The 12585-nt window shown below is 42.4% G+C and carries 10 protein-coding genes; 9 read left to right on the forward strand and 1 reads right to left on the reverse strand.

Features of this window, described 5'->3' with window-relative positions:
* Window positions 1–9 precede the first annotated feature (9 nt).
* From LSE01S_RS08395 to LSE01S_RS08435, 9 genes are read left to right on the forward strand one after another with little or no spacing between them, the layout of a single operon-like run.
* Entirely contained in the window at window positions 10–3432 is a 3423-nt protein-coding gene (locus LSE01S_RS08395) for a phage tail tape measure protein (RefSeq protein ID WP_061777188.1), read from the forward strand.
* Window positions 3432–4151 carry a phage tail family protein gene (locus LSE01S_RS08400; protein WP_061777189.1) on the forward strand — a complete coding sequence of 240 codons (720 nt, stop codon included), beginning with the start codon at window positions 3432–3434 and terminating at the stop codon, window positions 4149–4151. The genes LSE01S_RS08395 and LSE01S_RS08400 overlap by 1 nt, the downstream gene beginning before the upstream one ends.
* On the forward strand, window positions 4148–6346 hold the full coding sequence (locus LSE01S_RS08405; RefSeq protein ID WP_061777190.1) for a phage tail spike protein: 2199 nt from the start codon (window positions 4148–4150) through the stop codon (window positions 6344–6346). The genes LSE01S_RS08400 and LSE01S_RS08405 overlap by 4 nt, the downstream gene beginning before the upstream one ends.
* Window positions 6347–6348: 2 nt before the next feature.
* On the forward strand, window positions 6349–7608 hold the full coding sequence (locus LSE01S_RS08410; protein WP_061777191.1) for a BppU family phage baseplate upper protein: 1260 nt from the start codon (window positions 6349–6351) through the stop codon (window positions 7606–7608).
* Window positions 7609–7611: 3 nt separating this feature from the next.
* Window positions 7612–8634 (forward strand): hypothetical protein, encoded by a 1023-nt coding sequence (locus LSE01S_RS08415; RefSeq protein ID WP_061777192.1) that lies wholly within the window; start codon window positions 7612–7614, stop codon window positions 8632–8634.
* A 16-nt stretch (window positions 8635–8650) separates the two neighbouring features.
* Complete coding sequence (locus LSE01S_RS08420; RefSeq protein WP_061777193.1) at window positions 8651–9649, forward strand: BppU family phage baseplate upper protein; 999 nt, start codon at window positions 8651–8653, stop codon at window positions 9647–9649.
* On the forward strand, window positions 9649–10599 hold the full coding sequence (locus LSE01S_RS08425; protein ID WP_061777194.1) for an outer membrane protein assembly factor BamB family protein: 951 nt from the start codon (window positions 9649–9651) through the stop codon (window positions 10597–10599). The genes LSE01S_RS08420 and LSE01S_RS08425 overlap by 1 nt, the downstream gene beginning before the upstream one ends.
* Window positions 10599–11009 (forward strand): phage holin family protein, encoded by a 411-nt coding sequence (locus LSE01S_RS08430; RefSeq protein WP_061777195.1) that lies wholly within the window; start codon window positions 10599–10601, stop codon window positions 11007–11009. Before LSE01S_RS08425 ends, LSE01S_RS08430 begins: the two co-directional genes overlap by 1 nt.
* Entirely contained in the window at window positions 11006–11770 is a 765-nt protein-coding gene (locus LSE01S_RS08435) for a DUF5776 domain-containing protein (protein WP_061777196.1), read from the forward strand. The genes LSE01S_RS08430 and LSE01S_RS08435 overlap by 4 nt, the downstream gene beginning before the upstream one ends.
* A 43-nt stretch (window positions 11771–11813) precedes the next feature.
* On the opposite strand, the gene LSE01S_RS10825 is transcribed toward LSE01S_RS08435, so the two are convergent.
* Window positions 11814–12023: a helix-turn-helix domain-containing protein gene (locus LSE01S_RS10825; protein ID WP_082622403.1), complete on the reverse strand. Its 210-nt coding sequence runs from the start codon at window positions 12021–12023 to the stop codon at window positions 11814–11816.
* Window positions 12024–12585: the final 562 nt, after the last annotated feature.

The following is a 12585-nucleotide window of genomic DNA, read 5'->3' on the forward strand; positions in this document are numbered from 1 at the left end:
GAGGTTAATATGGCAAGTAGTAAAGACGAAGCAAATATCATTCTTCGATTCAAGGCAGATGGCGCCATTCAACTCGCAAAAACGGTAAAAGAACTGAACACCGTCATGAATACGGCGGCTAAGGAATACCGCGCGCAAGTTGCGGCAATGGGGGATGCAGCTAGTGCCAGTGACAAGTTAGCCGCCAAGCAAAAAAAGCTAGAAGATCAATTTGCAGCGGCACAAAAGCGGACCCAGTTACTGACTAATCAATATAAGGAAATGAAAGAGTCTGGGAATGCTACCTCAGACCAACTTGCGAAGATGGAAGGCAAGGTCTTAGATGCTCAAAGAGCCGAATCTAGCCTAGGTAACCAGTTGGACAAGGTAAACGTGCAGATGTCTGCCCAAGGGAAGAAGACGCAAGAAGCCAAGGATAAACTAGCAGCACTAGAAACGGAATCCAGCAAACTTGATTCGAAGGAAAAGGCCCTGACAGCCTCATACAGCCGACAAGAAGCTGAGCTGGGTAAGGATGCCACAAATGCGGAGAAAAATGCACTAGCTAAGCGGAAGCTAACGGAACAGACGGCTCTGACTGCTAAGCAAGTGGATAATTTAGAACAACAGTTAAAGCAGACAGAAGCCGCTTATGGTGCTAATTCTCGTGAAGTCGATGAAATGAGGGCGAAGCTAGACAACGCTAAGGCATCCGAAGCAAACTTAAAAAATGAGTTGGCAACTACCAATGAATCCATTAGAAAGCAAGGTGGATTATCCACAGAGACTGCTTCCAAAATGGAGCGAATTGGTACAAGTGGTGAAAAGGTCAGCTCTGTTGGTAAAAAGCTGACCACCGGGTTAACAGTGCCGTTGGTTGCGATAGGAGCTGCGGCTGTTAAAACTGGTGGTGATTTTGAAGCTCAGATGAATCGGGTCGGTTCAATTTCTGGAGCAACGAAAGGTGAACTGAAACAGTTAAGCGATCAAGCTGTGGACTTAGGTGCCAAGACGGTGTTTAATGCTAAACAATCTGCTGAAGGCATGGAAAATCTTGCTTCAGCAGGTTTTAGCGCAAAAGAAGTCATGGGCGCAATGCCAGGGGTACTGAATCTGGCTGCCGTTTCTGGTGGAGATGTTGGTAAGGCGTCTGAATATGCTGCCAGTGCATTACGAGGATTCGGGTTAAACGCAAGTCAGTCAGGCCATGTGGCAAACGTATTTGCCGAAGCTGCTGCCAAGACTAACGCAGAAGTTGGCGATATGGGCGAGGCCATGAAGTATGTCGCGCCTGTTGCAAAGTCCATGGGAATTAGTATTGAAGAATCGGCTGCGGCAATCGGTATCATGTCTGATGCTGGTGTTAAAGGTAGCCAAGCAGGGACAACATTGCGTAGTTCAATGGCCCGACTAGCAGACCCCACAGCTAAGATGAAAGGTGTTATGAATGACCTTAATCTTAGCTTCTTTGATTCTCAAGGAAAGATGAAGCCGCTTGGTAGCATTATTGGCATGTTGCAGGATCGATTTAAGGGATTAACCAAAGAACAAAAAGTTCAAGCTATGTCTACTCTGTTCGGCAAGGAATCGCTATCAGGAATGATGGCATTGGTAAACGCCGGACCAGAAAAGATGAACAAGCTAACGAACAGTTTCAAAAACTCTGACGGTGCTGCTAAGAAGATGGCAGATACCATGAACAAAGGTTCTAAGGCATCAATCGATCAAATGTTAGGATCGTTGGAGTCAGCCGCAATTAAGATTACTGAGGCTTTAGCTCCAGCAATTAAGGCGGTAGCGGACTTTGTGGGTAACTTGGTTGATAAGTTTACCAACCTGGATTCTGGGACACAAAAGACCATTTTAGTTATGGCAGGTCTAGCTGCCGCAATCGGGCCAACGGTGTTAGGCGTTGGCAAGTTGATGGTTGCAATTGGCAAATTTCCTGAAACACTGGCAGCCGCAAAAAAAGGTTTCGCCTCTTTGGCTGGAATTATGTCGCCAAAAGCATTAGGTTTTGCCTTATTAGCTGCCGCTGTAATTGCATTGGTTGTACTAATTATTACCCACTGGAAACAGATTAAAGAGGTTACCTCTAACGTTTGGAATGGCATAAAGAATTTTCTTTCAAGCGTATGGAACGGCATTAAAACAGTTGCTACAACGGTATTTAATGCTTTGAAATCATTTTTCTCCGTTCTCTGGAATGGTGTCAGTCAGGTATTCTCAACAGTCTGGAATGCTATTAAAGGTTCGCTGACCGCCATTTGGAACGGAATTAAGGCAGTAGCAACTGTTACTTGGGATGCCATTGTAGTCGTCTTTAAAACAGTAATGGAAGTCATTAAAGGTGTGTTTACGATTGGATGGGCGGCCATTCGAACTGTAACTACGGTGGCTTGGGCTTTGATAAAGGCTGCTATTCTTGCGGTTTGGAATACAGTTAAAGCGCCAGTAATGGCAGTGGTAAATGCGTTGAAGGAAGGTGTAACAGTTGCTTGGAACGCGATCAAGACGGTAACAAAAACTGTTTTCAATGACGTTAAAGTGCTAGCCACCAGTGCTTGGAACGGAATTAAGAAAGTCGTTTCTGTTTCATATAATGCCATTAAGACTGGTGTTAAGGCGGCTTGGAATTCTGTCAAGTTAACGACTAGCACTGTGTTTAATGGCGTGAAATCTGTTACTTCCAGTGCATGGAACGGTGTAAAGTCGGCCGTAGCAAAAGCATATAACGCGATTAAACCAGGCGTTAAAGCGGCATGGAATGCAGTGAAATCCACAACGAGTAGTGTCTTTAACGGCGTGAAATCCGTTACTTCTAGTGCTTGGAATGGCGTGAAATCAGCAATTTCTAAGGTTTACAATGCCTTGAAACCAGGAGTTAAGGCGGCTTGGAACTCAATCAAGTCCACGACTTCTAGCGTGTTCAAAACAATTAAGTCAGTTACAACGAGTGTTTGGAATGGTATCAAGTCGGCTATGACCACGCCTGTCAAGGCTGCAGCTTCTACTATTTCTGGTGTCATTAATAAAATCAAAGGTTGGTTCAGTGGTCTTCATTTGAGATTTCCTAGAATCAGTATGCCACCCCTTCCTCACTTTAGTTTGAATGGGTCGTTTAACTTAAAACCGCCCTCGGTTCCTCATTTATCAGTTAATTGGTATGCGAAAGGTGGGGTATTCACAAAGCCTTCTGTGTTTGCAAATGCTCAAGGTGGTTTTAATGGCTATGGTGATGCTGGTCCAGAAGCTGCCTTACCACTCAATGAAGAAACTTTAGGCGGTATTGGTAAGGGTATCGCGGCCGCTATGGGTGGTAACTCAAGTCAACCGATCATCCTAAATATCGATGGGAGAAAGTTCGCTGAGATTACGGGTCCATACACTTCGGGTTATTTGAAACAACAGGATGTCACGAACGGTTTTAGCAAAGGGAGGCGAAATTACTAATGCAGATTTTTTTGGACGAAGTTGGCAATGAAGATCTGGGAATAGTGCTGTCAAAAAAGCCTGATATTCCGACTGCCCAGCAAAGTGTAATTACAACGATGGTCCCAGGTAGTCGTCATGGAAGTTTAACCCAGTTTCAGGGATGGCAGGACGTTCAGTTGAAATGCGACTTTATGATTATGCCCACCTTATTACCGGGTTTAACAGGACTTCAAGGATATAACGAAGTCCTTAGACGGTTAAATAACTGGGTAATGGGTTCTAGCAAATTAGTCTTTTCTGATGATCGCGGGTATTACCGAATAATTAAGCAAGTCAGTATAGATGCTGCATCCCCGGCAGAGGTTGAATTGGTTGGGAATGTTTCTGTAAACCTAGTCTTAGACCCTTTTTGGTACCAAGAATCAGATCCAATTGTGTTGGAACATTCTGATGATGTTTACAATCCGGGTTCTCAAGAATCGGAACCGTTGTTAACAGTATTTGGTTCAGGGACGGTAAAGTTCAGTATTAATGGAACTGAGCTGACATTATTAAAGGTTACGGATTATTTGACGATTGATAGTTGGCATGACACAGTTATTCATGGCTCAGATTCAGGAATTTTCGATGAACAATTAGATGGCGAATATCCATTGCTTAAACCAGGGCTTAACGAAATCGAGCTAGGCCAGAATGCTACCAAGATTGTTATAGATGGAAGGTGGTCGTGGCTATGATTCAATTATATGGATGGGATGAACGCGATTTTCAAGGGCATAACGGTCGGGTTTTATCGGCCGTGTCGAATGACACCATTACTTGGTCATTAAATACACAGTTCGATTTCCAATTTGATTATCCATTATTTGCTAAACATGGGTTGTCTATTCAGAATGAAATGATTATTACAGCCCCTGTGCCTGGTTACGATGACCAGGCCTTTCGTGTGAATTCAGTAGAAAAATCTATGGGTGTATTAACGGTGCATGCCTACCATGTTTTTTGGGACCTCATGCAAAACTTTGTCGAAGATATTAATATTGTGGAAAAAACTGGAGCCGATGCCGTGCAGCACATCATGGAGTCAACTCAATTCCCACATGAGTTCACCTACAATTCATTTGTAGGAAATGTGGCGAACGCTCGTATTGTTCGAATGAGTCCAATTGCGGCGTTGATTGGTACAGACGATAACACATTGATATCACGTTGGGGCGGAGAATTTGAGTGGGATAACTTCCATTTCAATCATGTTGCACAGTTAGGAAAAGATCGAGGTGTGGTATTTCGTAATCGGCGAAACTTGTTGGGATACAAAGCTACCGAAGATCTAACGAACACAGTTACTAGAATTATGCCAGAAGGGTATAACGGGTTATTCTTACCAGAGCTGTATGTGGATTCTCCGTTGATTGATAATTATACAACGCCACGTATTGCCAAGATTGAATATTCTGATATTAAGGCAATTGATGAGGATTCTGTTTCTGCAGATGGCGAAGTTGATCCGGATGCAATCCCTAAGGATGAAGCTCTGATAGCATTACGCGAAGCGGCTACTAAGGAATTTTCGAAAAATCATATCGATCGACCTGGTGAACAGTATGAGTTGAATGTTGTTATGTTAGAAGATACTGAAGAGTATAAGGACAGTGGAATTTTCAGCCGAGTTTATCCAGGCGATACTGCCACATTCATTCATGATGAAGACGATTTGAATGTTAAGGCCCGTATGACGGGGTATACCTGGTCACCAAGCACTGAGCAATATCTCACACAGTCTTATTTATCCAGTACGAATTTAAGAGGTGGAAGTGACATTGAGCACAAGATTGACAGTATTGGTAACCAGTTGACCGTGATTGATCAGGCGATTGTGAAAAAGGCGGCCAACCAAAGCAACACGGTCGGCTGGTCGTCACAAACACCACCGGATATTATTGGTAGCAAAGAGGGCGATATCTGGTATCAAAATGTTGGTGTCCACGTTATTATGTGGCTCTATCATGATGGCCGGTGGCAGGAAGCGGTCAGCGATATTGCAGGTCATGATGCAACTAACATCACCGAAGGAACGTTTAACGCCGCGGCTATTAACGTGATTAATCTGAATGCAAATAGTATTGTTACGGGATTCTTAAATGCGAATCGAATTAAAGCGGGACAAATTTCTGGGACAAATTTGAACATTAATCTTGATACTGGAGCAGTGGAATTTAAAAAAGGTTATATTACCGGAAATAATGGGCGTATTCGCTTTGACTTAGATCGAAGTTATTTCCAAAGCTATAGCGCGGCTAATAGGGGTTTTTCAATCAATGACGGCGGTTTCTATTTTTATGACAACTTTTTGTCTAGTAATAAAACTGAGGTCGGCAGATTTTCCGCTGACATTTTGTCTAATAACACTGCTGGTTTAAGTATCGGGTCAGATACAGGGATTAGCCTGAATGCGGGTGGTCAGTCCATCAGTATTGGGCAAGGTGGTCTTCACAATTCTGGTGTTGGGTTAGTTGGCGATGTTTATGTGATGGGAAATTTAGACGTCATGAATAGCAAAAACGCTGTGCATGTAACTCGTGATGGTTTAAGGGCCACACCAGCTTATGAAACGGCAGAAAGTTATTTAGGAGATATTGGTGAAGGGAAAACAGACAAGCTGAAAACTACCAGAGTGGAAATTGAACCGCTGTTTTTAGACACCGTGAATACCGATATTTCTTATCAAGTGTTTTTACAGTCCTATAGTTCAGCAAGTGTGTGGGTAGCAAGTCGAGAAGTTGGTTTCTTTATAGTCGAAAGTGATACTCCAGAAGCAAACTTTGGATGGGAAATCAAAGCAAAACGCCGAGGCCACGAAGATGAAAGATTAGTGCCTACAGAAGTTGATGTTAAAGATTACGCAAAAAATGTAGATGGGATGGAGGACTAATAGTGATTGATTTGCAATTAGATACCAATAAACAAAACAAAACTAAGCCTGTAATTTTCCTAAGAGTGAATGATGGTAACAATGATGGTTTATCTGTCACTGCTACCACCGGAAACAAGCCTTTTGATTTAACAGGATGGTCTGTTGCATTTGAAGGGGTCACAAGTGCTGGCAAGACGGTGGTTGATACAGATATTCAGACGACTAATGAAGTTGAGGGACAGTTTGTTTATCGTTTTCCAGAGCAGGTGACGGCATCAGCGGGAAGGTTTAAAAGGGCATATTTCTCATTTACTAAAGGTAACGAGCGGACGACCACTAGAGATTTAACGATTTGTGTATATGGATCGGTTGATTTGGGAACAATGAAGCCGGATGATTTTATCAATCCATATAACTATCTGGTTAATCAGTTGAGAACGAATTTTGATGAAGAATCACTCCGACTCAATGAGAAGGCAGATGAATTAGCAAAAAAAATTGATGATTATGTATCTGGTCGGACAATTGATTTCGCCGATTTTAAGGGACAATTTGCGCTACTGGTTGAGAATGTGAAATCGGATGTAGCAAGTTTGAAAGGCCCTAAGGGGGATCGAGGCGACAAAGGTGATCAAGGTGTTGCTGGTCCCGCCGGTGCTCCTGGAACGAGTGTAAAAGTATTAGGCTCGTTTGACTCAACGGATTCATTACCAATGAATGCCAAGGCCGGAGATGGTTACTTTGTTGGGACTGATTTAAATGTATTTGACGGTTCTAAATGGGTTGATGTTGGGCCAATTCGTGGGCCAAAAGGTGAGCCAGGAGAAAAAGGAATTGCCGGATCTGATGGTATTCCAGGAGAAAAAGGCGATCCGGGTAAAGGTATTGAATTAAAAGGATTAGTTAGTGATGTATCTCAATTACCAGCGGTGGCTAACGATGGAGATGCATTTTTGATTGGAAGTGTTTTGTACGTTTGGTATCAATTAAATTGGCACCCATCTAGCGATCTTCGTGGGGTCAAAGGAGACAAGGGTGATCCTGGAGTTGATGGTGTTACACCTGATATGAGTGATTTTATGCCGAGAAATGCAGCGGATGGTTCGGTAACGGTAGATGTTGCATTTAAAAAAAAGGTTAGCTTCCTTGAGAATCCGACCATTGCCGATAATAAAACTCCAGTGTATTTGTCTGTAGACTCAGAGGACGATGCTAAAGCTGAAGCTACAAAATTAAGTGCTGCGGGTTTAGTAGGACTAGTCGGATGGACGGAGGAATAACTTATGGGATTGTATGGCAAAGATGGGAAGAAAGTTGCAGGGCTATATGATGCGACTGGTAAGAAAATCCAAGGTCTATACGCGTCTGGGATAGGCGGAACAAAGCTTATATATAGAGGCGTTCCAGCGTTGCAGGAAGTTTGGGAGTATGATCTGAACAATACGGTTTTCAAAGAACTAATTCCAACTGAATCGGGGAAGATTTTTGTGTACCGTAAGGGATTTAATCCGTCAATTATTCGATTAGATTCGAAAGGAATTCCAGATTTAACGATGAATGTTGACTATTCCCCGAGCGTAGATTCTATGGGTAACATTTATGTAGTCAAAGATCATAAGTTAGTTGCGTACGACAGCCTTGGTAATCTGAGATGGTCAGCAGCAGATGCTTACGTAAGATTTAAATATGGATATGTTTCAATTACTATAGATCAAAAAGACAACATTATTGCTTATGCAAGCGATGGAAAATTATACAAATATAGCAATAGCGGACATCTAATAAATACAAGTCCTGCACCTGTTAAAGGGCCAAAATTATTCAAATTTGATCATGATAATAATCTGCTGTTTAGGGATGAAAATGACTTAAATGAAGTAGTTGATACGGTGGTAGTGAAGTTAGATGAACAACTAAATTTGTTGTGGATGATGACGATCCCCTTTAATGTGTTGGACATTCAAGAACTGGATGATTTTACACTAATAGTTGCCACGAACAAAGGTGAGTTGAAGTTTGATTCAAAGACGGGCAATTATAAAGAATTTTTGACACCAGCCCTATACAGTCAAACACCATTTGATTATATCGATGGTTGGGGTAATGGGTATCAGAATGTTATTACAGTTGCTCATGGGGCAGTAGGTTTTAATTTAAACAAGTATCCTTTAGCATCAAAAAAGCCAAAGTTTTCAATTCCTTTAGGAAGTTATGCCGATGGAAAAGCGGCCCCAATCGTTGTAAAAGGCAGCACTTTATATTACGTATTTAAAGGGATTCTTCATAAAGTAAAAATGAATAAATAGGATTGAGGTGAGTTAAATGATTAAGCTACATTTGAATGTGACAAAACAATCTGGTAGTGATCCATTGGCGTTTATCCGGATTGGTGATGGTGATGTTGATGGCTTGGAAGTTAGTATCATAGATAAGGGCGAACCAATGGACCTTACAGGCTTCACAGTTAGTTTCGAAGGTGTAACTAGTGTTGGAAAAACGGTCATTGATAGTGTTGTAAAAATGATTGATGAGACTCAAGGAAAGTTTCAGTATAAATTTCCGAGTCAAGCTAGTTCGTCAATAGGTCGTTATCAAACGGCTTATTTTTCTTTAGTTAAGGATAACGTGCGAACGACCACCGATAATTTTGAAGTGTATGTTCTGGAAAGCAGCAATATCTTTGAAATCGAGCCGGACGATTATATCAATCCTTATAATTCGTTGATCGCAAAATTAAATGAGTCATACGATACTGCCAGTAAAGACGTATCTGAAAATGCTAAGCAACAAATGGAAGTGTTAGATAGTCAAGCTGAATCACTGAAAGAAAAAGTAGCTGATTATATCGAGGGACGAGATGTGGATTTTAAACAATTCAAAACTGATTTTGATAATCTCGTTTCCGATACTACAGCAAAGGTTGCAATGCTACGAGGACCAGAAGGTCCAAAAGGGCCAATCGGGCCACAGGGTGATCCTGGAGTCCAAGGTGTGCCAGGTATTACCGTCAAGGGGGCGTTAGCAACTGTTGATGAATTACCGGCAGATGCAACCGTTGGCGATGCGTACTTTGTTGGACAGGATTTGATGATTAAAACGGCCGATTCTTGGAAGACAATTAATACTCTTATGGGGCCTCAAGGAGAAAAAGGCGAAGTTGGAACTAAGGGTGATCGGGGTGACCCAGGCCCAATTGGCGAAACCGGCTTGACCGGACCACAAGGAGTGTCACTTACAAGAGCGACTGGTAATGATGAAGAGAGTGCCATTGCAAATGCCACCAGCGATCCGGATGGCTTTTTTTACTGGGAGGAAAGCTAATGGGGATTGCACACAATGGGAGCAAGATCGCCGGAATCGTGCACGGACCACACAAGTTATCCGGGTTAGCGCACGCGGGAAAGATTATTTATCGAAGCATCCCCAAACTCCTAACGGCCAAGCGCGAGTGGAGCTATGTAATTGATTATCCAGTTTACGCTGTAGATGTAAACTCAATTGGAGAAGCTATGGTTGGCGGAGCCAATGGTGATGTCATACTGATTGCACAAGACCAAAGTAATCAGTGGGCAACCAAATATATTAGCGCGGTTCGAGCCTTAGCCTATGATGATCAGGGTAATATCTTTCTGAGCAATATCACTGGATACATTGGCAAATATGACACCAATCTAAACCAGGTTTGGTCTAACAAGATTCTGGATCGATACTCAGTAGCTATGGATATTGATCCAGATGGCAATGCTGTAGTAGGAACGCTCACTGGTCAATCGGTACAGAAAGTATCTTCCGATGGAGAATTATTATGGACAACCGTTTTAGGTGCGGCCATTAAGTCAGTTGGTTGTGCAAGTGATGGCAGTGTTTTTGTAGGCGTAGAAGGAAAGTTAACCAAGTTGGATTCTGGTGGAACAGAGTCATGGACACATGAGGTCAGCGGATCTTTTCGAAACATCGCAGTTACTAAAGATGCCGTTTGGGTGGCGACTCATAAAACCCTTTATAAATACGATCAGGACGGCAATCTTTTATTAACATTGACTGATGTTGGAATTAATCCACTTCTAACAGTCAGCCATTCTGACCAAATATATCTAGTTAGTCATACCAGTAGTAATACCACTCAATACAAACGTCTAGATAAAAACGGTGATTCGGTTTGGAGCTTAGAGACGCAAGTTGTTGCAGCCCCATCAGTATTTTCCGTTGGTGGACACGACCTCTATGCCGTGTTTGCCGATAATACATTAGAAAGGGTGAGTGAAAACTGATGTTCGAACCGCATGCACCTTTTGGAATTGTACTGGTTGCCAATGCTTTTGGAGCAATGGTAAATAATCCAGTAGTTGAGATTTTTCTTTGGACAGTTATGGCGGATCTTTTGACGGGAATCGTTAAGAGCTTTACTAAGGGCGCGAAGATTAAGGCAGATAGCTCTGTGGGTTTAAAGGGACTATCGAAGCACTTGTTAATTATTGTCCTAGCGTTAACAGTTTATCCGTTTTTAGATGTTTTAGAATTTGATACCGTATCAAATGCGGTTTTACTCTTTTACACCGCGGAATATGCGATCTCAATAGTAGAAAATTTGGACGTGATGGGCTTTCCCATTCCGCCCTTTTTAAAACCAAAATTTGAGAAGCTGGCTAAAATTGCCGGGAAGGAAGATGACGACAAATGAGTTATAAATTGAATCATAGCTATGAACTGGCAGGTAATGCAGGGGATGGCAATAAGGCTAGCCACCGATACATCATTGCCCATGACACCGGGAATGATAATAACAAGCACACTGGTTCTGGCAAAAAAGAGGCTTCCTACATGAAGAGTAATTGGTGGAATGCCTATACTCACGCAATCGTGGATGACAAAGGTATCTACATTGTGGGAACTCCTGGATACGTCGCCTACGGAGCTGGAACGGTCGCTAATAACGCCAGTCCATTCCAGGTCGAACTGGCTCACGTAGACAGTCAGAAGCGATTTAACGAGTCATACAAGCGGTATGTGTGGGTGATTCGCTATTATGCGAATAAGTACGGTATCCCATTAAAGCTGGATGGCTCTGGTAATGGCATCAAGTCTCATAAGTGGGTTAGTGATAACATCTGGGGTGACCACCAGGACCCATACGGCTATCTAAAGAAATGGGGTATCAGTAAAGCTCAATTCGCCAAGGATCTGAAGAATGGTATCGGTGGGTCATCCGCAACCACTCCAGCTAAGAAAGCCACCTATCTAAAAACTGTCAAGCAGGTTAAAGCGAAGACTAATGTAACCCGGTACCGTGACAAAACGTTTAAGAAGAAAGAGCGTAAGTTTGCGAAGGGGACTATCTTTGATATTGATTCTGTGGTTAGCTATGGAAAGATTACCCGTCTCAAGCTGGCCAATGGGCTGTACATCACCAGTAATACAGAGTACGTTAAGAAACTTAAGTAAGTAAAATCCCACTCTGCCAATATGGTAGGGTGGGATTTTTTCATTACTGTATTTCAGCATGGCCCGTAACGGCTTCCATACCTTCGCGGGTTACAATTAATTGACGACCGAATAATTTTACCGATCCATCTGGAAAACGAGCAGGGTTGCTTCTAAGCGTTTGACGTACGTAATCTGGGGCCTTTCCCCACCGTCTAGCCGCATCGGTGGCAGTCATGATTTCTGGATTGTTCAAGTTAATATGTTCTGACATTTTATCACCTAAAGTTTGAAATTAGATTAAAGGTACTGACCAGTAGAGATAGACCACTAATCACAATAGCAATATAAAGTAGGATGGTAATCTTCTTTGAGCGCATAATAAAACCTCCTATGCTATAATTTAGTATACACCAAGTAATGGCCCGGAGGCCCTTACCGTGTTACTTGTGATGAGGAAGAGAATTAAGCAGTGCTACAATACCTTGGATGATGTTGATAATCAGTAGGATGGTTGTCAACTTGGTATTTTTGTCTGCTTGTTTCTTTTTCTTTTTTTGCTCATCACCTCACCTCCTTTCTATACTATTAGAATACACCCTAAAGTGTACCCTGTCAAGTGTATGAGAGGACTAATTCAAAATAAAAGCACAAAAAAACACCTCTCAAACGAGAAGTGTTTTTTAATCGTGTCCATAAGCGCTGCCCTAAAATCTCCCACAAAATCTCCCACAGAATGAGAGTAAACAGTAGTAAACAATAGAAACGGAATTTTTTAAAATGCCGTAATACCAGCATTTAAAGCACCTTGTAACAACCTAAAAAGCCTAGGCCCC

Source organism: Levilactobacillus senmaizukei DSM 21775 = NBRC 103853, from assembly GCF_001592085.1.
Classification (GTDB): domain Bacteria; phylum Bacillota; class Bacilli; order Lactobacillales; family Lactobacillaceae; genus Levilactobacillus; species Levilactobacillus senmaizukei.